At 49.0% G+C, this 20,581-nt stretch carries 27 protein-coding genes and 1 tRNA gene; 16 read left to right on the top strand and 12 right to left on the bottom strand.

Features of this window, described 5'->3' with window-relative positions; genetic code table 11:
• Positions 1-25: 25 nt before the first annotated feature.
• Together NQ510_RS10255 and NQ510_RS10250 are read left to right on the top strand one after the other, a co-directional pair.
• Positions 26-496 carry a GNAT family N-acetyltransferase gene (locus NQ510_RS10255; protein WP_005826474.1) on the top strand — a complete coding sequence of 157 codons (471 nt, stop codon included), beginning with the start codon at positions 26-28 and terminating at the stop codon, positions 494-496.
• A 12-nt stretch (positions 497-508) separates the two neighbouring features.
• Positions 509-898, top strand: a complete 390-nt coding sequence (locus tag NQ510_RS10250; protein ID WP_005826473.1) for a VOC family protein — start codon at positions 509-511, stop codon at positions 896-898.
• Positions 899-902: 4 nt separating this feature from the next.
• Here NQ510_RS10250 and nfo read toward each other — a convergent pair whose 3' ends face one another.
• Genes nfo through NQ510_RS10235 form a run of 3 tightly spaced genes read right to left on the bottom strand, consistent with a single transcriptional unit; the run spans position 903 to position 2,608 of the window.
• Entirely contained in the window at positions 903-1,745 is an 843-nt protein-coding gene (gene nfo / locus NQ510_RS10245; RefSeq protein ID WP_005826472.1) for a deoxyribonuclease IV, read from the bottom strand.
• A gap of 4 nt (positions 1,746-1,749) precedes the next feature.
• Positions 1,750-2,067: an MGMT family protein gene (locus NQ510_RS10240; protein WP_005826471.1), complete on the bottom strand. Its 318-nt coding sequence runs from the start codon at positions 2,065-2,067 to the stop codon at positions 1,750-1,752.
• A 58-nt stretch (positions 2,068-2,125) separates the two neighbouring features.
• Positions 2,126-2,608 carry a PepSY-like domain-containing protein gene (locus NQ510_RS10235; RefSeq protein ID WP_005826470.1) on the bottom strand — a complete coding sequence of 161 codons (483 nt, stop codon included), beginning with the start codon at positions 2,606-2,608 and terminating at the stop codon, positions 2,126-2,128.
• A gap of 145 nt (positions 2,609-2,753) precedes the next feature.
• Between NQ510_RS10235 and NQ510_RS10230 the strand changes: the two genes are divergently transcribed.
• From NQ510_RS10230 to NQ510_RS10220, 3 genes are read left to right on the top strand one after another with little or no spacing between them, the layout of a single operon-like run.
• The gene (locus tag NQ510_RS10230; protein ID WP_005826468.1) at positions 2,754-3,212 is read left to right on the top strand and encodes a GNAT family N-acetyltransferase; all 459 of its coding nucleotides are present in this window, start codon (positions 2,754-2,756) and stop codon (positions 3,210-3,212) included.
• Positions 3,213-3,248: 36 nt separating this feature from the next.
• Complete coding sequence (locus tag NQ510_RS10225) at positions 3,249-3,527, top strand: zinc ribbon domain-containing protein (RefSeq protein WP_005826465.1); 279 nt, start codon at positions 3,249-3,251, stop codon at positions 3,525-3,527.
• A 2-nt stretch (positions 3,528-3,529) separates the two neighbouring features.
• The gene (locus tag NQ510_RS10220) at positions 3,530-3,886 is read left to right on the top strand and encodes a nitrous oxide-stimulated promoter family protein (protein ID WP_034525499.1); all 357 of its coding nucleotides are present in this window, start codon (positions 3,530-3,532) and stop codon (positions 3,884-3,886) included.
• Here the strand turns inward: NQ510_RS10220 and NQ510_RS10215 are convergent.
• The 3 genes from NQ510_RS10215 to NQ510_RS10205 are packed head-to-tail and all read right to left on the bottom strand — an operon-like array spanning position 3,832 to position 5,274.
• Positions 3,832-4,038 (bottom strand): hypothetical protein, encoded by a 207-nt coding sequence (locus NQ510_RS10215; RefSeq protein WP_005826462.1) that lies wholly within the window; start codon positions 4,036-4,038, stop codon positions 3,832-3,834. The genes NQ510_RS10220 and NQ510_RS10215 overlap by 55 nt on opposite strands.
• A 2-nt stretch (positions 4,039-4,040) precedes the next feature.
• Entirely contained in the window at positions 4,041-4,505 is a 465-nt protein-coding gene (locus tag NQ510_RS10210; RefSeq protein ID WP_005826461.1) for a MaoC family dehydratase, read from the bottom strand.
• Positions 4,506-4,527: 22 nt separating this feature from the next.
• Complete coding sequence (locus tag NQ510_RS10205) at positions 4,528-5,274, bottom strand: SGNH/GDSL hydrolase family protein (RefSeq protein WP_005826460.1); 747 nt, start codon at positions 5,272-5,274, stop codon at positions 4,528-4,530.
• Between the two features lie 212 nt (positions 5,275-5,486).
• On the opposite strand from NQ510_RS10205, the gene NQ510_RS10200 reads away from it, so the two are divergent.
• The 5 genes from NQ510_RS10200 to NQ510_RS10180 are packed head-to-tail and all read left to right on the top strand — an operon-like array spanning position 5,487 to position 10,247.
• Complete coding sequence (locus tag NQ510_RS10200; protein ID WP_005826457.1) at positions 5,487-7,358, top strand: PAS domain-containing sensor histidine kinase; 1,872 nt, start codon at positions 5,487-5,489, stop codon at positions 7,356-7,358.
• A gap of 23 nt (positions 7,359-7,381) precedes the next feature.
• Positions 7,382-7,792, top strand: a complete 411-nt coding sequence (locus NQ510_RS10195; RefSeq protein ID WP_005826454.1) for a secondary thiamine-phosphate synthase enzyme YjbQ — start codon at positions 7,382-7,384, stop codon at positions 7,790-7,792.
• 12 nt (positions 7,793-7,804) lie between these two features.
• Positions 7,805-8,530, top strand: coding sequence for an SDR family NAD(P)-dependent oxidoreductase (locus NQ510_RS10190; protein ID WP_005826453.1), 726 nt, complete (start codon positions 7,805-7,807; stop codon positions 8,528-8,530).
• 42 nt (positions 8,531-8,572) lie between these two features.
• Positions 8,573-9,553, top strand: a complete 981-nt coding sequence (locus tag NQ510_RS10185; protein ID WP_005826452.1) for a lytic transglycosylase domain-containing protein — start codon at positions 8,573-8,575, stop codon at positions 9,551-9,553.
• 25 nt (positions 9,554-9,578) lie between these two features.
• Entirely contained in the window at positions 9,579-10,247 is a 669-nt protein-coding gene (locus tag NQ510_RS10180; protein WP_009036622.1) for an MgtC/SapB family protein, read from the top strand.
• Positions 10,248-10,253: 6 nt separating this feature from the next.
• Here NQ510_RS10180 and NQ510_RS10175 read toward each other — a convergent pair whose 3' ends face one another.
• From NQ510_RS10175 to NQ510_RS10165, 3 genes are all read right to left on the bottom strand, one after another.
• Positions 10,254-11,027 carry a TIGR03915 family putative DNA repair protein gene (locus NQ510_RS10175; protein WP_005826450.1) on the bottom strand — a complete coding sequence of 258 codons (774 nt, stop codon included), beginning with the start codon at positions 11,025-11,027 and terminating at the stop codon, positions 10,254-10,256.
• Complete coding sequence (locus NQ510_RS10170; protein WP_034525508.1) at positions 11,024-12,289, bottom strand: putative DNA modification/repair radical SAM protein; 1,266 nt, start codon at positions 12,287-12,289, stop codon at positions 11,024-11,026. Before NQ510_RS10170 ends, NQ510_RS10175 begins: the two co-directional genes overlap by 4 nt.
• Before the next feature lie 94 nt (positions 12,290-12,383).
• Positions 12,384-12,560, bottom strand: coding sequence for a histone H1 (locus NQ510_RS10165; protein ID WP_005826447.1), 177 nt, complete (start codon positions 12,558-12,560; stop codon positions 12,384-12,386).
• A 149-nt stretch (positions 12,561-12,709) separates the two neighbouring features.
• On the opposite strand from NQ510_RS10165, the gene NQ510_RS10160 reads away from it, so the two are divergent.
• From NQ510_RS10160 to NQ510_RS10135, 6 genes are all read left to right on the top strand, one after another.
• Positions 12,710-13,351: an AlbA family DNA-binding domain-containing protein gene (locus NQ510_RS10160; RefSeq protein WP_005826445.1), complete on the top strand. Its 642-nt coding sequence runs from the start codon at positions 12,710-12,712 to the stop codon at positions 13,349-13,351.
• A 222-nt stretch (positions 13,352-13,573) separates the two neighbouring features.
• On the top strand, positions 13,574-14,962 hold the full coding sequence (locus NQ510_RS10155) for an alanine/glycine:cation symporter family protein (protein WP_005826443.1): 1,389 nt from the start codon (positions 13,574-13,576) through the stop codon (positions 14,960-14,962).
• An 86-nt stretch (positions 14,963-15,048) separates the two neighbouring features.
• A complete protein-coding gene (locus NQ510_RS10150) occupies positions 15,049-15,675 on the top strand; it encodes a hypothetical protein (protein WP_005826441.1) in 627 nt (208 codons plus the stop codon).
• 163 nt (positions 15,676-15,838) lie between these two features.
• Complete coding sequence (locus NQ510_RS10145) at positions 15,839-17,935, top strand: KamA family radical SAM protein (RefSeq protein WP_005826438.1); 2,097 nt, start codon at positions 15,839-15,841, stop codon at positions 17,933-17,935.
• Between the two features lie 54 nt (positions 17,936-17,989).
• Positions 17,990-18,565 (top strand): uracil-DNA glycosylase family protein, encoded by a 576-nt coding sequence (locus tag NQ510_RS10140; RefSeq protein ID WP_016273281.1) that lies wholly within the window; start codon positions 17,990-17,992, stop codon positions 18,563-18,565.
• A gap of 75 nt (positions 18,566-18,640) precedes the next feature.
• Positions 18,641-18,713 (top strand) — tRNA-Trp (locus NQ510_RS10135).
• Between the two features lie 57 nt (positions 18,714-18,770).
• Here the strand turns inward: NQ510_RS10135 and NQ510_RS10130 are convergent.
• The 3 genes from NQ510_RS10130 to NQ510_RS10120 form a co-directional block, all read right to left on the bottom strand.
• Positions 18,771-19,316, bottom strand: coding sequence for a 7-carboxy-7-deazaguanine synthase QueE (locus NQ510_RS10130; protein ID WP_005826427.1), 546 nt, complete (start codon positions 19,314-19,316; stop codon positions 18,771-18,773).
• The gene (queD, locus tag NQ510_RS10125; protein ID WP_005826426.1) at positions 19,303-19,635 is read right to left on the bottom strand and encodes a 6-carboxytetrahydropterin synthase QueD; all 333 of its coding nucleotides are present in this window, start codon (positions 19,633-19,635) and stop codon (positions 19,303-19,305) included. The genes NQ510_RS10130 and queD overlap by 14 nt, the downstream gene beginning before the upstream one ends.
• A gap of 105 nt (positions 19,636-19,740) precedes the next feature.
• Positions 19,741-20,574 carry a phosphodiester glycosidase family protein gene (locus tag NQ510_RS10120; RefSeq protein ID WP_005826424.1) on the bottom strand — a complete coding sequence of 278 codons (834 nt, stop codon included), beginning with the start codon at positions 20,572-20,574 and terminating at the stop codon, positions 19,741-19,743.
• Between the last annotated feature and the right edge of the window lie 7 nt (positions 20,575-20,581).

Here is a 20,581-nt window from a genome sequence, read left to right as displayed (position 1 = left end):
AATAACCAGCAAAGTAATGCAATAAATGATGACACTCCGACCTACCCCACAAGATTATGACGAACTGTTGACCGTCTGGGAAGCCTCTGTCCGCAGCACACACCACTTCCTGGCAGAAAAGGATATACAGTTTTACAAACCGCTGATAAGAGAGCAGTACTTTCTTGCCGTAGAGCTTTACATCATCCGCAACGAAAAAGAAGAAATTGCCGCCTTTATGGGACTGAGCGATGAACTCATCGAGATGTTGTTTGTCCGTCCCGACCAACAAGGTAAGGGATACGGAAAACGGCTCATGGAGTACGCCGTCCACCAAAAACACATCCACAAAGTGGATGTAAATGAGCAGAACGGACAAGCTTGCCGATTTTACCAACATATGGGATTCCAAGTGGCCGGCCGGGACGAAACCGACCCGACGGGAAAGCCTTTCCCTATTCTGCACCTGCAATTACCAACCCCACCACAGATTACTCAGATTGAACACAGATTATAATTTAGCAAACTTATGAAGATACATCACATCGCCATCTGGACCTTCCAACTGGAAGAGATGAAAGAGTTCTACACACGTTACTTCAACGGGAGCAGCAATGAAAAGTACATCAACCCCAAAAAAGGATTCGAATCTTATTTCCTTCACTTCGATGAAGGAACGGATTTGGAACTGATGAGCCGTACGGACATACAGAATACCCCTATTGAGGAAAACAGACTGGGACTGACCCACTTTGCCTTTGCCTTCGACAGCCAGGAAGCTGTCCTCCGACAGACAGAACGGCTACGTACAGCGGGATATACCATCGCAGGAGAGCCCCGTACCTCCGGCGACGGATATTTTGAAAGTGTCGTCCTCGACCCGGACGGTAACCGTATAGAATGTGTATTCAGGGCATAGTCTCTCAATCAGAGGAGACAAAGCTTCTCAACAGTTTTATCTCCTCTGCCCAAAGCGATTCATCGGGCGTCTCCAAAATAATAGGTATACCGTCAAAACGCACATCTTGCATAAAGCGCCGGAAGAAATCCATACCTATCAGCCCCTTGCCGATGCTGTCGTGACGGTCTACTCTGGAGCCGAGTGCTTTCTTGGAGTCATTCAGGTGTATACCGCGCAGATAGCCGAAACCTACCGCTGCGTCAAACTCCTCAAACACCTTGTCATACTCATTCACTATATCATAGCCTGCTGTATACGTGTGGCAGGTATCAAGGCAAACTCCAACGCGAGACTTGTCATCCACCCGGTCAATGATATGTCCCAGCTGCCAGAACTCATTTCCCACATTGCTACCCTGCCCGGCTGTGTTCTCTATGACAGCCACCACATCGTGCGTCTTGCCCAATATAAGATTAATGGATTCAGCGACCTTGTCCAGACACTCTTCCACGGAAATCTTATTCAGATGGCTGCCCGGATGAAAATTCAGTAACTTCAGCCCTAATTGTTCGCAGCGCTGCATCTCATCCAGAAAAGCGGCACGGCTTTTCTGTAACCCTTCTTCTTCGGGATGCCCTAAATTTATCAGATAACTGTCGTGAGGCAGGATATAGCGGGAATCGAAGCCAAGCTTCCCGCAATTTTCCTTAAACACCCTGATACTCTCCTCCGTCAGCGGCCTTGCCACCCACTGACGCTGGTTCTTGGTAAACAAGGCAAAAGCATTTGCCCCTATCTCACTGGCATTGACGGGAGCCGCTTCCACTCCCCCACTGGCCGATACATGTGCACCTATAAATTTCATAATCTTATTGTATTTGCTCTTTCATGAATTCCCACTGGCATTTTTTCATGTCCACACACCCATTCTTTCTGAACGTCACGCCCTCTGCCTCCAGCAAAGCCCGCTGTTCCGCCCAGCACGGTGCCAGCCTGCCCTGGCTGTTCACTACCCGATGGCAGGGCAAACACATGCCGTCGGGCACATCGTGCATAGCATGTCCCACCATGCGCGAACATTGAGGTCTTCCGACAAGATAGGCTATCTGTCCGTACGTCACCACCCGCCCCGGAGGGATTGCGGCCACTACATTATAAACCTCCTGCTGAAAAGTGTCTTTGTCCATAAAAGTCTGGTTTGGGAAGGCAAAGATATGATAAATTCAGCAGGTATGCGAACAGACGTTACAAGAAAGTGGCTGCGCCGAGCGGATTGTATGTATAGGTGACATTACGGGCACGGATGATTTCGCCCGTCGGGGTAAACAATATCTGATATTTCGTCTGGAGATTTGCCATCCCTACCTCTACCGCCACGATGGACTGCCATTTGGGAAACTGTACCCAAGTGACATTCTGCACCATCCCTCCGGAATATTCACTGGCGGCAAAAGCATTGTAAACGGCAGGGGGCACTTCGTCCATTGTCTCCCAGTCCGTCTGTTGCATTACCCATTGCGCCTGCCCGTCAAACCAGACTTTCGTATCAAAACCGTTCATCAGGAAATCTGCCACATAATAAGATTCATCATGCGACCAGGCAACACCATCTGCCGTAGGATACATTTTCTTCAGTGCAGCCTGTACATCAGCAGGTGCCCAATCGGCAGAAGCCGAGACTGATACCATCAGCATCAAAACCAGAAAAGAGAATTTCAACTTACTCATAACTTCATCAGATTATCATGTTATGAGAAGAACGGCGTATGGCAGATTTTGTTCACCGGCAACTCTCAACCATTCAACAGTTAAAAAGAGATATCCATTGTAATTCAATAGAAAATGACTAACTTCACACCAGAAATTCAGAAATATGATAAGAATACATCCCATATCCGGCAACAAAAAGCAATATCTTGACCTGCTGCTGCTTGCCGACGAACAAGAGTCCATGATTGACCGTTATCTGGAACGGGGAGAGATGTTCATCCTATCCGATAATGATACAGTCAAAGCGTCTTGTGTAATCACCTGCGAGGATAAAGGAATCTACGAAATAAAGAGCATAGCTGTCTATCCGGAATACCAGCGCCAGGGATATGGAAGACAACTGATAGCATTCGTTCTTGAACATTATAAAGACCGGTGCCATACTATGCTTGTCGGCACTGGAGACAGTCCGCTAACCATCCCCTTCTATGAAAGCTGCGGATTTGCATACTCACACCGAGTACCCGATTTCTTTATCGATAATTACGACCACCCCATATTTGAAGGTGGCAAGCAATTGAAAGACATGATTTATCTGAAAAGGATGCTTCAACCAAAATAATATCCTATATTTGCATATCACTTAACTCCACACATTATGGAAGCTAAACTTTGCCAAAGCTGCGGAATGCCCTTGTCATCCGCAGAAGTACTCGGAACCAATGCCGACGGTAGCCTCAACGAGGAATATTGCACCTATTGCTATCAGCACGGTGATTTTGCACAAGACTGTACTATGGACGAAATGATAGAACACTGTGCACAGTTCACCGACGAATTCAACAAGGATTCCGGAATGAATTTCACTAAAGAGGAAGCCATTGCCGGTATGAAAGAATTCTTCCCGACCTTGAAACGCTGGCAGTCCAAACAATAAACATGCCGTCCCGTATCAAGCAGGAAAAACAGACAGTAGAACGGATGGTCCGCCTTTACTGCCGGAAAAAGGAAGGCAACAAGCAATTGTGTCCCCGATGCGAGGAACTGCTGGGGTATGCCCACATTCGTCTTTCACGCTGTCCTTTCGGTGAGAATAAATCCACCTGCAGGCAATGCAGCATTCACTGCTACAAGCCCGAAATGAAAGAACGGATGCGTGAAGTCATGCGGTATGCCGGACCACGGATGCTGTTGTACCATCCCGTGGCGGCACTCCGCCATTTGTGGCAAGAGTATGTCCATCAGTATCTCACCAAACGTTTCGGAGTCCCGCGCCAGGAACAGCACAAACAATAAACCGTATCCTGGTCGTATCCCTCCAACGAGGAGGTGCCGTCCTTAGGTACAATCTCACCTTTGTCAGAGATGTAGACCGGCAAGCGCTCACCTTGTCCGTTCATCACAAAAAATGCCCCCACCTTGCATTGGGGGCATACCATCTTACGCATAATCAATTGAAATAATACAAAAATATAGCCACCCCTTCCAGTGCCTTCTTCTTTTCACCTTGTATTTCGATGGCAAATTTTATTTCCGCCTTTGCCACACCGCGCAGATTCGACAGAGATTGCAAATGGGCAACCAGCCGGATGCTCTGTCCGGACAATACCGCCTGACCGAACTTCATCTTGTCCATACCATAATTAATCATCATCTTCAGGTTGTTCACTTCAATAATCTGGTTCCACAGATATGGCAACATGGACAAGGTGAGATACCCATGTGCAATAGTGCTCTTAAAAGGGCTTTCCACTTTGGCGCGTTCCGTATCGACGTGTATCCACTGATGGTCCAATGTCGCATCAGCAAACAGATTGATACGCTCCTGAGGGAGCTCTACATATTCCGAAACACCGATTTGCTGGCCTACCAGCTTTTCAAAATCCTCGTACGAGTTGATAATCACTTTTTCCATTACTCTCTATTTTATTGATAAATTATAAATTCACACGCTTTATCCACATATCCGCCATTCGTTTATGCCCTGCAGGAGTGGGGTGGATACCGTCCCAAATCCAATAGGTGTCTTGAGAAGCCGGAGCAGTGCCGAGAATTTCATCGAACATCGCATTATAAGGAAGAAATACCGTCTGATAGTCCTTCGCTATCCTCTCTACGATGGCGGCACAGCGACGCACCAGACTATCACGTTCTGCAAAGTCCTCACTCTTACGCATATTGCCGACATTGGCAACAAAAGGAGTGCCCAGCACTATCTTCAATTCCGGATTGGCCTGCAAAGAACGGTCAAGCAAGGAACGGTAACACTTCTCCCATCCTTCAAAATCAAAAGGCTCTTTTTTGTCACCCTGCAGATAGTAATGTACATCGTTTGTCCCCACCAAGACGGAAAGCACATCCGGTTTCATTCCAATGACATCCTCTTCCCAGCGTTTCTCCAAATCCCGGAGAGTGTTTCCACTGATGCCACGGTTAAAAAAAGCATATTCCTTTTCCGGAAAATCTCCTTGATAATGACTTGCACACAAATACATATAGCCGCTACCGTAAATATGGTTCATATCCCAAAGGCTTCGCTCCGCAGTCGGTTTGGGCATCCCGCAGGCATTTCCCCAGTTACCGTCCGTGATAGAATCTCCGATAAACAAGACACGCGGGCCGCTTGCATGGAGTAAGAGTGATATGCAGAAAAAAACTATTACAAAGAGTCCAATACGCTTCATGGCATTTTCTTGTTAGAATGTAAAAATTGCAACAAATATACGTCTTATTCCGGCAAGTACAAAAACTCGGGTACCTTTTTCCCATTTCCCAAAAACACATATAACCCTTATTTTTATTTCCGTTCATCACAGATTAATTTGGAAATAATGTATCTTTGTCAATATCTTAATTGTTGTGACAGAACAAAAACATCACTATTAAAGATTCCGGTATGAATTCTAAATTTGATTATGACTTACTGTCAGCAATGATGACCAATGCCAATATGGGATGGTGGGAAGCTGATTTAAAGACCGAAAGCTACATTTGCTCCGAATATATCTCCCGGTTGCTGGGACTGGATGAGGATGGAACCATCAGCTTTAAAGATTTCAACAAACGTATCCTGAAAGAGGAACAACGGCATACTACCACACATTCCTTCGACAATATCCGGCAGACACAAGAGACTGTATATCTGCTCAACACAGTAGAGGGTCCAACGTGGATAAGAAGCAAGATATGCCTGCAGAGAACCGATGAAAACGGTAATGTCAAAGTCTACGGCATTGCCGAAACACAAGACGGTCCCGACATGTCATCGGCATCCCAAGCCTTACAAGAGCGTAACCGTCTCCTCCATAATATTTATAAATATCTTCCGGTAGGAATTGAGCTCTATAACCGAGAGGGAATATTGATAGATATGAATGACAAAGAGCAGGAAATGTTCCATCTCAAACAGAAAGAAGATCTACTTGGAATTAATATTTTCGAGAATCCGATTTTCCCGGAAGAGATGAAAAGCAAGTTAAGAAAACATGAAAATGCAGACTTCACTTTCCGGTATGACTTCTCTAAAATAGACAATTACTACAAGACACAGAAGAAGACGGGCACCATAGACCTTGTAACCAAAGTCACAAGCCTTTACGACGATAATCACAACCTGACCAACTATCTGCTAATCAACGCAGACAAAACGGAAACGACCGTCGCTTACAACAAAATACAAGAGTTCGAGAGCCACTTTGAGCTTATAGATGACTATGCCAAAGTGGGATATGCCAATTATGACCTTCTTAATGAGCAAGGCTATGCCCAACGCAGCTGGTACAAGAACTTGGGTGAGAAAACAGAAACACCGTTGTCCGAAATCATCGGAACCTACAATCATCTCCACCCAGACAACCGTACTATCATGCTTGACTTCCTACAGAACGTAAAGAGAGGACTGGCACACAAGCTCAGCCGGGAAGTACGTGTTCTTAAAGAAGACGGTTCTTTCATGTGGACCCACGTCAACATCATTGTAGAACGCTACATGCCTGAACAGAACATCATAGAGATTATCTGCATCAATTATGACATCACCCAATTAAAGAAGACGGAAGCAATGCTGATACAAGCCAAGGAAAAGGCCGAAGAGGCAGACCGGCTGAAATCCGCTTTCCTTGCCAATATGAGCCATGAAATCCGCACGCCGCTAAATGCGATTATCGGTTTCTCCAGCCTGCTGCACTACGTGGAAAACGAGCAGGAAAGGGAACAGTACATCTCTTTGATAAACCACAACAACCAACTGTTGCTCAAACTAATCAACGACGTTCTGGACCTTTCCAAGATAGAGGCCGGACACATAGAGCTCCATTCCGAATGGTTCAATCCGGCAGAACTCATCGAGGAAAGTATTACCGAGTACGAACGGAACGTTCCGGCAGGAGTGAAACTCTTTGCCAGGTATCCGGCAGCCCCCGGCCAGATAGAGCACGACCCGATGCGCATCAAACAGATACTGAACAACTTCATATCGAATGCACTGAAAAACACCGTGCAGGGACATATCGAAGTGTACTACGAAACGGACACAGACGGAATAAGAATCAGTGTTTCCGATACTGGATGCGGTATTCCCCCCGACAAACTGGGAATGATATTCGAACGGTTTGAAAAGGTGGACTCTTTTGCCCAAGGTGCCGGATTAGGACTCTCCATCTGCAAATCCATCGTTGAGAAAATGAATGGAGTGATTACCGTAGATTCGACAATGGGAGTGGGAAGCACATTCACCGTGGAACTGCCCTGCCGGACAAGACCATCCTGACAACAAACGAAAAACAATGATTTATGACCGCACAGAAAGAATTTACCCTAACCCCTCGCCGGCGTGGCTTTCACCTGGTGACAGAGGAGATTATACGCAACCTTCCACCGCTTCCGTCTGCCGGAATCCTGCATCTGTTCATCAAGCATACAAGCGCAGGCCTCACCATCAACGAGAATGCAGACCCTGACGTACAGACAGATATGGAAGCCATCTTCAACCGCCTCGTAAAAGAACGGGAACCTTATTACCAACATACATGCGAAGGCGATGACGATATGCCCGCCCATGCCAAGGCAACCCTCAGCGGAACCAGCCTCACCATCCCCATCACCAATGGGCGTCTGAACATAGGTATCTGGCAAGGCATCTATCTCTGCGAGTTCCGCAACCGGGGCGGAGGAAGAAGAATTGTAGCAACCGTCATCGGATAATCCCCTATCATCATGCAGAAAGCCATCATCATCGGTGCCACTTCAGGCATCGGACAAGAAGTAGCCAGGATACTTGTACAACAAGGCTGGCATATAGGTATTGCCGGCAGAAGAGAGGAAGCATTGCATGCCCTGCAAGCCACCGCACCCGACCGGATAGTCACGGAACAGCTGGACGTTACGGAAGAGACAGCGACTCTACACCTCCATAACCTGATAAAAAAGCTGGGAGGCATAGACCTGTTTTTCCTCAGTTCCGGCGTGGGACATCAAAACCGGGACTTACAACCGGACATCGAACTGAACACGGCACGTACCAATGTAGAGGGATTTACCCGCATGGTGACTGCCGCCTTCAACTATTTCAAGGAAAAAGGCTCCGGACATATTGCTGTCATCAGTTCCATTGCAGGCACTAAAGGACTGGGCGTTGCACCGGCCTACTCTGCCACCAAACGCTTCCAGAATACCTATATCGAAGCGCTGGCACAACTTGCCCGGATGCAGCATCTTGATATACACTTCACCGACATCCGTCCGGGATTTGTTGCCACCGATTTATTGAAAAGCGGGAAATACCCGATGCTGATGAAAGCAGACCGTGTAGCACAGCACATAATCAAGGCTTTAAGAGAAAAGAGACGGGTAGTTGTCATTGACGGACGCTACCGGGTACTGGTATTTTTTTGGCGTATGATTCCACGATGGCTATGGGAAAGGTTGCCTATAACGAATTGATTTCGTATCTTCACGTCTCCAAACAGAAATATACATACAGACATGAAGAAAAATTCAAAATATATCGTGCTTACCGCTGCCATTGCACTGTGCGCAGGTTCCAGCCTCCCCTTCCTCGCAGGCAGCAGTACGCTGAATCCCGAACGCGATTCCGTGAAATCCGAAGTTCCCTACTGCGTGACCTCCCCCAGCGTACCGGACAAGATCACTTTTGCCGGACAAGCTATTGACCTGCTTCGCTACGACCACCGCGAACGTATGGACCGCGAACTGATGTCCTTCACCTACATGCACTCCACCACCATGCTCATGGTGAAGCGTGCCAACCGCTACTTCCCCGTCATAGAGCCTATACTAAAAGCCAACGGCCTTCCCGATGACTTCAAGTACCTCGCTGTGATAGAAAGCAACCTGAACCCGCTTGCCAAATCGCCTGCGGGTGCCGCCGGCCTATGGCAGTTCATGCCTGCCACCGGACGCGAATTCGGACTGGAGGTGAACAGCAACATCGACGAACGATACCATATCGAGAAAGAGACCAAAGCAGCCTGCAAGTACCTGAAAGATGCTTATCAGAAATACGGGAACTGGCTGTGCGTAGCCGCCGCCTACAATGCCGGGCAAGGACGCATCTCCACACAGCTGCAGAAGCAAATGGTGGACCAGGCTGTCGACTTATGGCTGGTAGAAGAGACTTCGCGCTACATGTTCCGCCTGCTGGCAGCCAAAGCAGTCATCAGCAATCCACAGCAGTACGGCTTTCTGTTGAAACGGGAACATCTTTATCCGCCCATCCCCTACACGGAAGTGACCGTCACAACGGGCATCGGCAACCTGGCACAGTTTGCCAAAGATAAAGGCATCACCTATGCCCAACTGAAAGATGCCAATCCGTGGCTGCGGGATACCTCGCTGATGAATAAAAGCGGACGTACATACATACTAAAAATACCGACACAAGCCGGAATGCATTACAACCCCAAGAAAACAGTGCCCCACAATAAGAATTGGGTCATCAATTAATAAAAAAGAAAGAGAGGATACGATGATGATGTTAAACTTTGATTTTGTGCTCAGGTTGCTGGTAGCCGGAATATTGGGTGCCATTATCGGACTGGACCGGGAATACCGTGCCAAAGAAGCAGGCTACCGCACCCATTTCCTGGTATCATTGGGAAGCGCGCTCATCATGATTGTATCCCAATATGGTTTTCAGGAAATCATCAAGGAAAGCAGTGTGACGCTGGACCCCAGCCGTGTTGCCGCACAAGTAGTCAGCGGTATCGGATTCATCGGTGCGGGTACCATCATTTTCCAGAAACAGATAGTCAGGGGACTGACAACAGCCGCAGGAATATGGGCTACTGCAGGCATCGGATTGGCAGTAGGTGCAGGAATGTACACCATCAGCATTGCCGCCACCCTGCTGACTCTGGCAGGGCTCGAACTGTTGAGCCTTATTTTCAAAAGCATTGGCATGAAAAGTTCCGTGATAACCTTTTCCACTTCCAGCAAAGAGATACTGCCGCAAGTGTCCCGGCGATTCAACTCCAAAGACTATCTGGTGGTGTCCTACAACCTGGACCGGCAAGTGCAGGGAGAGTACACCAACTATCAAGTGACCATGGTCATCAAATCCAAGAAAAGCTATGATGAGGGATATTTGCTGCAACTGATGCAGGAATTTCCCGAAGTGACAGTGGAGAAAATCGAATAAAGGGAATCACTGCTGTTTTTCCGTCAGATATTTCCAATAGCGCACGGGCATGTCCTGCTTGTGCTTCCGGGGATTGAGGCGTTCCTTGATGCAGATTGCCTTGAAATAGGTTTTCCAGAGAGACTGGAAAAGCTGTTCGTCTCCGTCCATCAGACTTTCGTCGAGCATGCCGGTGACAAGATGTCCTTCGCGACTGTCCTCACCAAAAGTCACCTGGCGCACCTCCTTCAAGTCGTAATAGTACCCATAGGCTCGCCTGATGTCATAAATCAGCCAACGCTGGTCGGCAAAACGGTCCTTGAAATGCCCCGTCACCAAAGGAAGGGCATTCTTTTCGGGCTCGACGGCAGCAAAGAAAGTACCGTCCGCAGCCTTCTGGAAGCGGACAAACTGAAGCAGGCGTATACGCTCCCAATCCACCCGCTTCCACATACGGGAGAACTCCAGCACATCAGGGTCGGCAAAGTTCGTTTCAATGGAGCGAGGAGCATCTATCGCCTTGCGAATATAGCGGAACAGTAGCATGGGAGTTTCCGGTTCCTCTGCCAGCCAGCATTGGGCGAGGCAGGCAAGTGCCGCAGACGACAGCTTCTTCTGCAATCCGCGCCAGACGCGACCGGACTTCTCCTCATCGGTTATCACTGTAAATATTTCATCGTAGAACAATGGTAGAGGCTCTCCCTCCAACAACAGTGCATCGGGGAAAATGCGGCGGGAATAGGCTTCAAAAACAGAAGTCAGCAATCCCTCAAAAGTCTTATCGTATAAAAAGATATTCATTCGCCAAAATCAAGCATCAACTGCCTCTCATCCACTTTTTTCTTGTTCGGTTTGGGCAACAGGAGACTGCGTACCCCTTGCGGAGTCAGCTCATTGACCGTGCACATCGGCAACTCGCAGCAGGTAATGAAATACTGCGCCTTCTTCATCACCACCCCTATCTTCTTCAACTGGTAGAAACCTATCTTGGAGAAACGTCGGGAAGCCACTATCAGCCGTGCCGACTTCACGCCGATGCCCGGCACGCGGAGCAACATCTCATAATCCACCTTGTTCACATCGACCGGAAACTGCTCGGGATGGCGCAAAGCCCAGGACAGCTTGGGGTCAATCTCCAAATCAAGGTCCGGGTAGGCATCATCCACTATTTCCTCCACCTTGAACTGATAGAAGCGCATCAGCCAGTCAGCTTGGTAAAGGCGGTTTTCGCGCACCAAAGGGGGCTGTTTCAATGCCGGCAGGCGCTTATCGTAGGTATTGACGGAAATATAGCCCGAATAGTAGACACGCCGCATCGTAGGTCCCTTGTAGAGGGCCGACGAAAGATACAGAATATCCTTGTCCGTCTCGGCGGTAGCGCCTACTATCATCTGTGTGCTTTGTCCGGCAGGAGCGAAACGGGGAGCGTAGCGGTGTTTCTTGCGTTCTTCCGAACTTTCAAGGACTCCCTGCTGGATGTAGCGCATAGGCGCATATACACTCTTATGGTCTTTCTCCGGGGCAAGCAGTTTCAGGTTCTCCTCCTTCGGTATCTCGACATTGACGCTGAGACGGTCGGCATAAAGCCCTGCCTCATTCACCAGTTCGCGGCTGGCACCGGGAATGCTTTTCAGATGGATATATCCGTTGAAACGATGGATAGTGCGGAGGTCCTTGGCAACGCGCACCAGACGTTCCATCGTGTAATCGGGATTACGCACCACCCCACTGCTCAGGAAAAGCCCTTCGATATAGTTGCGGCGATAGAACTCCATGGTGAGGTCTACAAGCTCGGTCACCGACAGCGTGGCACGCGGCAGGTCGTTGCTGCGGCGGTTGATGCAGTAGGCGCAGTCGTAGATGCAATAATTGGTAAGCATCACTTTGAGCAGGGAGATACAACGGCCGTCCTCGGCAAAACTATGGCAGATGCCCCAGCCACCCACAGTGTTCCCCAGCATGCCTGCCTTGCCGGAGCGCACCGTACCACTGGAGGAGCAAGAGACGTCATACTTTGCCGACTCTGCCAGTATCTTCAGTTTATTGAGAACGTTTTCATCCATAATACCTGCGTCAAAAGTAGCAATAATACTTTTCAAAAACAAAAAAGACCGCCAGTAGTGGCAGTCTTTCGCAGCATCAAATATGCTTTTTTTCTTACTTCTTAGAAGCTTCCAAAGATGCTTTGCGGAATTCCTTCATAGCTTTTTCGATTTCCAAAGAAGCCTTACGAGCGCGAGTTCCTGCTGCCTTGTTACCGTTTTCCAACTGAGCGTTTGCATCTTTTGAGAAGTCTGCATACAATGCAGCTACTTTTTCAACTAATTCTTTCATAATCCTTTTTAAATTACTTCGTTAATAATGTCTGGCAAAAATACATTCTTTCTTGAAATAAATGCAGAAAAACGATATTTTTTTTGAAATATTCGGTAAAATCGCCGCAAAAAGGGGCTCTTACGCATTTTTTATCTACTTTTGCAAGCATGAAAACGCTTACTGACACCGAATATATACACGCTCTCATAGCCGAAGGAGAGCACCAACAGCAGGATTTCAAGTTCGAAATATCCGACGCCCGCAAGATAGCCAAAACCCTTTCAGCCTTTGCCAATACAGACGGTGGAAAACTGCTCATCGGAGTGAAAGATAACGGGAAAATTGCCGGTGTCCGTTCGGACGAAGAACAATATATGATAGAAGCGGCTGCCGGACTTTATTGCAGCCCCGAGGTGAACTATACCATGCAGACCTATCAGGTGGAAGGCCGTAGTGTGCTGGTGGTACAAATCGAGGAAAGTGACCGGAAGCCGGTATATGCCAAGGACGAAACGGGAAAATACTTGGCCTATCTCCGCATCAAGGATGAGAACATCCTGGCTACTCCCGTCCATCTGCGCGTCTGGCAGCAAAGCGGAAGTCCGAAAGGAGAACTGATAGAATATACCGAACGGGAACAGCTGTTGCTCAATCTGCTGGAAGAGAACGACCGCCTTTCACTGAACCGTTACTGCCGCCTGGCGCATCTTTCCCGACGCGCCGCCGAACATCTGCTGGCAAAGTTTGTTCGTTATGACATAGTGGAACCGGTGTTTGAAGGACACAAATTTCACTTCAAGCTGAAATAGGCAAGGAGATTCCGTCAGGTTTGTCCAGATTTGTCCATGGTACAAATCGCAGCACACGAGCTCATACCACGTTGATTATCACCGACTTGCAAGAAATCTATCTCAGTTAACGACAGAGGTAGCCTTGAATAACGACAGAAGCAGCCTAAAGTAACGACAGAGGGTAGCACTTGTTTTGTGTGAGTTTTTTTTACTACAAATAGATAACTGTACATATACATTATGGGAATAATAAATCTGATAAACGACCTGCTCTGGACCTACATCCTCGTTGCCCTGCTGTTGGGATGCGCCGTATGGTTTACGCTGAGAACCCGCTTTGTACAGTTCCGGATGATAAAGGAAATGGTACGTCTGCTGGGCGACTCGGGCGGGAAAGGCGATGCCAAGGAAAAGCATATCTCATCGTTCCAGGCATTTGCCATCTCCATTGCCAGCCGTGTAGGTACGGGCAATCTTGCAGGGGTTGCCACCGCCATTGCAGTAGGCGGTCCGGGCGCTGTATTCTGGATGTGGGTGATTGCCCTCCTGGGTGCTTCCAGCTCGTTTGTAGAATCTACACTGGCCCAATTGTATAAGATAAAGGGCAAAGACTCCTTTATCGGCGGCCCGGCCTACTATATGCGTAAGGGACTGAAACAGCCGTGGATGGGGGCACTGTTTGCCGTACTTATCACCATTACCTTCGGATTTGCATTCAACTCGGTACAGAGCAATACACTGTGTGCCGCTTTCGAAGGCGCTTTCGGGTTCGACCATGCCGTTGTGGGAGGCATCATCACCGCACTCACGCTGACAATCATCTTTGGAGGCGTACAGCGCATAGCCAAAGTCAGCAGCATCATCGTCCCCATCATGGCGTTGGGATACATTGCACTGGCACTTATCATCGTTCTGTTGAACATCAAAGAGCTGCCGGGAGTCCTGGCACTCATTGTCGGCCACGCCTTCGGATGGGAGCAGGCTTTGGGAGGGGGTGTCGGCATGGCGCTGATGCAGGGCATCAAACGCGGGCTGTTCAGCAACGAGGCCGGTATGGGGTCCGCCCCCAATGTGGCGGCAACCGCACACGTCAGCCACCCCGTGAAGCAAGGCTTGATTCAGACGCTGGGAGTATTTACCGATACGCTGATTATATGTACCTGCACCGCTTTCATCATTCTGTTCAGCGGTGCTCCACTGGATGGTTCCACAAACGGCGTACAGCTTACCCAGCATGCGCTGACCAACGAGATAGGACCTTTGGGAGCCATCTTCGTTGCGGTAGCCTTGTTCTTCTTCGCATTCAGCAGCATTCTGGGAAATTATTATTACGGAGAAGCCAATGTGCGCTACCTTACCCACCGTAAATGGGTGCTCAACATCTACCGTATACTGGTGGGCGGCATGGTCATGTTCGGTGCTGTTGCCACCCTCGACCTGGCATGGAGCCTTGCCGACGTCACTATGGGACTCATGGCGCTCTGCAATCTTATCGCCATCAGCCTGCTCGGAAAATACGCTTTCAGGCTGCTTGAAGACTACCGCGCACAGAAAAGCGCCGGTATCAAAGACCCCGTTTTCACCAAGAACCGCCTGAAAGAGGTAGAAAAAGACATAGAGTGCTGGTGATAACCAACTTATTTCGTACTTTTGCAGCCGGAACCGCTGGATGACCTGCGGTCTTGTAATTTGTAATCAGTAATTCGTAATTTGATATGAGTTTATTTGCCAAACTATTCAACAAGAATACCGGAGAAGTATCTTCGAAGAATGTGGAAGACTTCGTGTCACTGACACGCGTCTACTTCCAGTCTGTAATAGCCGCCAACCTGGGCATCACCAATATCCGCTTTGTGCCGGATGTAGCCAACTTCAAGCGTCTGTTCAAAATCCCCACGCAGGGAGGCCGCCTGGGACAAGCGGAAAAGGCCGCTTCGCGCAAGATGCTGATGCAGGACTACGGCATCAGTGAAAACTTCTTCAAGGAAATTGATACTTCCGTCAAGAAGCACTGCCGTACGCAGAACGACGTACAAGGTTATCTCTTTATGTATCAAGGCTTCTCCAATGACTTGATGATGCTGATGGGAAACCTGATGCAGTGGAAATTCCGCATGCCTTCCATCTTCAAGGGAGCACTGCGCAGCATGACCGAAAAAACCGTACACGACGTCTGTACAAAAACCGTATGGAAAAAGGACGATGTACACAAAACGGCAGCGGCAGTACGCCAGTACAAAGAGCGTCTGGGATATTCGGAACAATGGATGACCGAGTACGTTTACAACGTAGTGATGCTGGCCAAAAAGGAACCGAAACAGAAAGCCAACGAAGAGAAATAAAAGAAAAAGAATTCTAAAGAACTTTAGAAACAAGAAGGCGGGAAAGAAATTTCCCGCTTTTTTTTGTTATTTTTAGCAAATGAAATCATTTTCCCCTCACGGAACACAAGGACGCACCCCGCGTCAACCATCATAAATATTAACTTCAAAAAAACAACCGCTTATGAAACAAAAGAAAATGCTTGCACTCACTCTCTCACAACTGGAACAACTTTATCGGCACGAACTCCCTGAACTGGTCAGCATCGCCGTTCAAAGCGACGATGCGGAAGCCTTCAAAGCCAACCTGGCGGAGTACATTGCCGGACATCCGGAAGTGGACAGCGAGGCCGGTAAGCAAATTCGACTCTTGATTGAATTTGACGGGCAGGAAGTACACGAGCTCTCCATCGGAGAACAGCTGCCCATATCAACTTTATCAATGCTGCATTCCTTCCTCACGGGACAATGGGAAGAGGAAACGGAAACGGACCTGTTCATCGACTTGTTCCAGCAGTTCAAACGCCTCCACCAACCCGCCCCCGCTCTGCCCTCCGCACAGAAAATCAAAACCCTGACCGAACGCTGGCCCAGCGGACTGGATGAAGACGTGCAGCATATCCGTGCAAAGAACAAGGAACGCATCCTGCATGCACTAGTGCAGAAGATTGAGCACCGCAAGAACCCGGCTTCCCGCTTCCATTTCGAAGAGGGACTCAGCTACGAGGAGAAGTTCAACCTCGTCAGCGAATGGTGGAATGACTTCCGTTTCCATCTTGCCATGGCCGTCAAAAGCCCTACGGAGCTAAACCGTCTTCTCGGCAACTCCCTTTCTGCCGAAACCATGTACCTGCTCTCAAAAGCCCGCAAGAAGGGAATGCCTTTCTTCGCCACCCCCTATTATCTGTCACTGCTGAACTGCACCGGCAGCGGATACGACGACGAGGCCCTGCGCAGCTATATACTCTATTCACCCCAACTGGTGGAAACCTACGGACAGATACGTGCCTGGGAACGGGAGGATATCGTAGAACCAGGTAAACCCAATGCCGCCGGCTGGCTGCTGCCCGACGGGCATAACATCCACCGCCGTTATCCGGAAGTGGCCATCCTCATCCCCGACACCATGGGACGCGCCTGCGGAGGACTCTGCGCATCTTGTCAGCGTATGTACGACTTTCAAAGCAAACGGCTCAATTTTGAGTTTGACACCCTGCGTCCCAAGGAAACATGGGAAAAGAAGCTGCGTCGGCTGATGGCCTATTTTGAGGAAGACACGCAACTGCGGGACATTCTCATCACCGGCGGTGACGCACTGATGAGCCAAAACAAGACGCTGGGCAACATATTAGACGCCGTCTACCGCATGGCAGTCCGCAAGCGGAAAGCCAATCAGGAACGGCCCGAAGGAGAAAAGTATGCAGAGCTGCAACGTGTACGCCTCGGCTCACGCCTCCCCGCCTACCTGCCCATGCGCATCAATGACGGGCTGGTGGAGATTCTAAGGGAATTCAAGGAAAAGGCGTCTACCATCGGCATCCACCAGTTCATTATCCAGACACATTTCCAAACCCCGCTCGAAGTCACTCCGGAAGCTGCCGAAGGAATACGCAAACTGCTGGCGGCAGGCTGGCTCATTGACAACCAACTGGTATACAACGTAGCTGCATCCCGCCGGGGGCATACTACCCGCCTGCGGCAAGTGCTCAATCAGTTGGGAGTGGTTTGCTACTACACCTTCTCCGTGAAAGGTTTTGAAGAAAACAATGCCGTGTTTACCCCCAACAGCCGTTCCGTACAAGAGCAACGGGAAGAAAAGCGCTTCGGGAAGCTGACCAAGGAAGATGCCCATAATCTGTCCGTACTGCTTGGAACCGTCCATGACCCGGCAGGCTGCATCCGGCGTTTCCTGAAAACGCACCACCTGCCTTTCCTCGCCACCGACCGCAATGTGCTCAACCTGCCCGCCATCGGCAAGAGCATGACCTTCAACATGGTAGGCATCACTCCCGAAGGCAAGCGCATCCTGCGTTTCGACCATGACAGCACCCGGCACCACAGCCCTATAATAGACCGGCTGGGACAAATATATATCGTAGAGAACAAGTCCATAGCCTCCTACCTCCGCCAACTGCAGGCCATGGGAGAAGACGCCGAAGAATATGCCACCATCTGGAACTATACGGAAGGCAAGACAGAATCCCGGTTCAGCCTCTACGAATATCCTGATTTCCCCTTCCAAATCACCGACAGAATGAGCAATCAGGACATTGCAGGATAGCATATCCAAGATATATTCCGTACTTTTGCAGGCAGAACAATGAAATTGGAAAGTATGGAAATAGAACAACACCCTTTAGAACCCTTCCTTCCCGGCAACGCCCGTCTGCTGATGCTGGGAAGCTTTCCTCCGCAGAAAAAGCGGTGGTCCATGGAGTTTTACTACCCCAACTGGAACAATGACATGTGGAGGATTACCGGGTTCCTTTTCTTCAATGACAAGGATTATTTTGTAGACAAGACGAAGAAGGCTTTCTGCAAAGAACGCCTCATCAGTTTCCTGCAGGAAAAGGGTATTGCCTTGTTCGACACAGCCTCTGCCATACGGCGCCTGCAGGACAACGCCTCGGATAAGTTTCTGGAAGTGGTGCAACCCACGGACGTCCCTGCCCTGCTACACCGGATACCGCAATGCAAGGCTATCGTTACCACCGGCGAGAAGGCAACGGACACGCTGTGCACGCAGTTTTCCATCGACAAGCCCAAAGTAGGCGACTTCACGGAGTTTCTTTTCGAAAACCATCCGATGCGCCTCTACCGGATGCCTTCTTCCTCAAGAGCCTACCCGCTGGCACTGGAAAAAAAAGCAGCAGCGTATCGCATTATGTATCAGGACTTACAGATGTTGTAAGCAACTTTCTTTATAAAATAAGTACGTCTGTTACTTGCATATTTGAAAGTTTGCATTACCTTTGCAGCCGCAAACACGGGAGTAGCTCAGTTGGTAGAGCACCGGTCTCCAAAACCGGGTGTCGGGAGTTCGAGCCTCTCCTCCCGTGCATGAACGAATAATGGCTGTAAGCATTGCTTACAGCCATTATTCGTTTTATAAATGCCTACCGGATATCTATCAGCTTATGTGTCTGCAAACTAAGTCTCCACTTAGGATGCTTCATCACGCAATCCACCGTTTCGGCCGTATTGCTGCAAGAGCAAGGCTGAAGAAAGAAATGCCCGGCGGGCAACTGCTCATAAACAGTAATATCCTGCCCTTCATACACCACCTTCACTTCATTCATACGCGTAATTTCCAGCTTTACCCCCTGCTTGGGAGAGCAGGTCACCCAATCTATATTATCCGGCAGCGGATGGGTACCGTTTGTTTCAATGCAGACATACTTTCCCGCCTGGTGCAGACAATCCACAAATTCACGGTCAATCCAAAGGGAGGGTTCTCCACCGGTCAGTATCACGGTAGCGGCAGGGTATCTACTAACTTCTGTTACGATATCTTCATCGGACATCAGTATGCCGTCCTCATGCTGCGTATCACAGAAGGGGCACTTCAGGTTACAACCGGAAAAACGGATAAAGACAGCCGGGGTACCCGTATGGTATCCTTCTCCCTGCAAACTGTAGAATATCTCATTAATCTTCCTCATAGACGGCAATGTTTGATTCCGACTCCTGCACCTCTACCTTGAAGCAAGTGGGTATCTGGTCGCATATCCAACGGGCTATGTTCTCGGCTGTGGGATTGAAGGACAGCACTTCATTAAGATTATGATGATCCAGCTGTTCCTTTACCACCTGCTTGATGTGACTGAAGTCTACCACCATTCCGTCCGCATTCAGCTCTTTGGAACGGCAATAGACAGTGATAATCCAGTTGTGACCGTGCAGATTCTCACACTTACTGCGATAAGAAAGTTTCAGGCTATGGGCAGCCGACACTTCCATACGTTTGATGACTGTGTACATATTGTTAATACGCTAATTAATATAATAAGTTGCCGCATCTAATGTCACCTCGATGCGACGGCAAAATTACAAAAAACTTAAGATTTATCCATTTACTTCCCTAACTTATTCGTACACACAAAGAGAATTGGCAACCTTACGCTCTGCACTGCCACTCGGGGTATTGGCTATTCCCTTATCCGGCAACGCCCCACTCCACAGCGTAGAAGAACCGCCGCCGTCCAGATTCAACGCATCCTCCCCGCCCAATATACGAATCATATGGGCAAGCTCGGGTATATTGATACCTTCCGCTTTTCCCTTCCGACGTCCGTCAACAACAATAAGCAGGATTTTTCCTTCTCTTGTCAGCGCCACAGCACTGCGGGGATGCTTGGTATCTACAAAATTCCGGTTAGTCCCGGACAAGTCGCACACTTGCCCGTCCTTCAGCATCAAAGGGCCGGAAGCCAGCACAGTGCCTTTTTTCAAAGTACATGCCTTTTCTTCCTGCTTGCTCCAGGGAATCAGTTCCAGCCTGCCCTTCTTTATAAGTACAGCTCCATTGGACACTGTTGCCAGAACCCCAGTAGAGGTAGTATCTATCACCACCCCGTCCTTACGCAGATAGCAGACGGAATTTCCGGCTTTCATATCAAAATAGGAGCCATTGATGGCCGCCACCGCACCTGCATGCCGGGCGGCTATACTGGTCTCCTCCTTGGGATTGTGGACGAGCACATCGAAACGGTAGCGCTTCGGGGATATTTCAAAAATAGACACTTCCTGAGGAACTCCATACAAAGAACTGAATACTGCCTTTTTATAAAGCATCCCTTTCTGCAGGGGCTCAGTCTGCCAATCGGCAGAAACGATGGCAAGAGAGTCGGCAGCAGTCTGCGCCATTGCTGCAAACATGCCGCAACAGAGAAACACTGCCAGGAATATTTTCTTTTTCATATAGATG

Origin of the sequence: Bacteroides uniformis (assembly GCF_025147485.1) — a bacterium.
Lineage (GTDB): Bacteria > Bacteroidota > Bacteroidia > Bacteroidales > Bacteroidaceae > Bacteroides > Bacteroides uniformis.
Note: the sequence above shows the minus strand (reverse complement) of the source record. Positions and strands in the feature narration are given on the sequence as shown.

Bases quoted from the DNA above. Each gene is read 5' to 3' on its own strand.
- NQ510_RS10255 (WP_005826474.1), top strand. From the start codon at position 26: ATGATGACACTCCGACCTACCCCACAAGATTATGACGAACTGTTGACC.
- NQ510_RS10250 (WP_005826473.1), top strand. From the start codon at position 509: ATGAAGATACATCACATCGCCATCTGGACCTTCCAACTGGAAGAGATG.
- nfo (WP_005826472.1), bottom strand. From the start codon at position 1,745: ATGAAATTTATAGGTGCACATGTATCGGCCAGTGGGGGAGTGGAAGCG.
- NQ510_RS10240 (WP_005826471.1), bottom strand. From the start codon at position 2,067: ATGGACAAAGACACTTTTCAGCAGGAGGTTTATAATGTAGTGGCCGCA.
- NQ510_RS10235 (WP_005826470.1), bottom strand. From the start codon at position 2,608: ATGAGTAAGTTGAAATTCTCTTTTCTGGTTTTGATGCTGATGGTATCA.
- NQ510_RS10230 (WP_005826468.1), top strand. From the start codon at position 2,754: ATGATAAGAATACATCCCATATCCGGCAACAAAAAGCAATATCTTGAC.
- NQ510_RS10225 (WP_005826465.1), top strand. From the start codon at position 3,249: ATGGAAGCTAAACTTTGCCAAAGCTGCGGAATGCCCTTGTCATCCGCA.
- NQ510_RS10220 (WP_034525499.1), top strand. From the start codon at position 3,530: ATGCCGTCCCGTATCAAGCAGGAAAAACAGACAGTAGAACGGATGGTC.
- NQ510_RS10215 (WP_005826462.1), bottom strand. From the start codon at position 4,038: ATGCGTAAGATGGTATGCCCCCAATGCAAGGTGGGGGCATTTTTTGTG.
- NQ510_RS10210 (WP_005826461.1), bottom strand. From the start codon at position 4,505: ATGGAAAAAGTGATTATCAACTCGTACGAGGATTTTGAAAAGCTGGTA.
- NQ510_RS10205 (WP_005826460.1), bottom strand. From the start codon at position 5,274: ATGAAGCGTATTGGACTCTTTGTAATAGTTTTTTTCTGCATATCACTC.
- NQ510_RS10200 (WP_005826457.1), top strand. From the start codon at position 5,487: ATGAATTCTAAATTTGATTATGACTTACTGTCAGCAATGATGACCAAT.
- NQ510_RS10195 (WP_005826454.1), top strand. From the start codon at position 7,382: ATGACCGCACAGAAAGAATTTACCCTAACCCCTCGCCGGCGTGGCTTT.
- NQ510_RS10190 (WP_005826453.1), top strand. From the start codon at position 7,805: ATGCAGAAAGCCATCATCATCGGTGCCACTTCAGGCATCGGACAAGAA.
- NQ510_RS10185 (WP_005826452.1), top strand. From the start codon at position 8,573: ATGAAGAAAAATTCAAAATATATCGTGCTTACCGCTGCCATTGCACTG.
- NQ510_RS10180 (WP_009036622.1), top strand. From the start codon at position 9,579: ATGATGTTAAACTTTGATTTTGTGCTCAGGTTGCTGGTAGCCGGAATA.
- NQ510_RS10175 (WP_005826450.1), bottom strand. From the start codon at position 11,027: ATGAATATCTTTTTATACGATAAGACTTTTGAGGGATTGCTGACTTCT.
- NQ510_RS10170 (WP_034525508.1), bottom strand. From the start codon at position 12,289: ATGGATGAAAACGTTCTCAATAAACTGAAGATACTGGCAGAGTCGGCA.
- NQ510_RS10165 (WP_005826447.1), bottom strand. From the start codon at position 12,560: ATGAAAGAATTAGTTGAAAAAGTAGCTGCATTGTATGCAGACTTCTCA.
- NQ510_RS10160 (WP_005826445.1), top strand. From the start codon at position 12,710: ATGAAAACGCTTACTGACACCGAATATATACACGCTCTCATAGCCGAA.
- NQ510_RS10155 (WP_005826443.1), top strand. From the start codon at position 13,574: ATGGGAATAATAAATCTGATAAACGACCTGCTCTGGACCTACATCCTC.
- NQ510_RS10150 (WP_005826441.1), top strand. From the start codon at position 15,049: ATGAGTTTATTTGCCAAACTATTCAACAAGAATACCGGAGAAGTATCT.
- NQ510_RS10145 (WP_005826438.1), top strand. From the start codon at position 15,839: ATGAAACAAAAGAAAATGCTTGCACTCACTCTCTCACAACTGGAACAA.
- NQ510_RS10140 (WP_016273281.1), top strand. From the start codon at position 17,990: ATGGAAATAGAACAACACCCTTTAGAACCCTTCCTTCCCGGCAACGCC.
- NQ510_RS10130 (WP_005826427.1), bottom strand. From the start codon at position 19,316: ATGAGGAAGATTAATGAGATATTCTACAGTTTGCAGGGAGAAGGATAC.
- queD (WP_005826426.1), bottom strand. From the start codon at position 19,635: ATGTACACAGTCATCAAACGTATGGAAGTGTCGGCTGCCCATAGCCTG.
- NQ510_RS10120 (WP_005826424.1), bottom strand. From the start codon at position 20,574: ATGAAAAAGAAAATATTCCTGGCAGTGTTTCTCTGTTGCGGCATGTTT.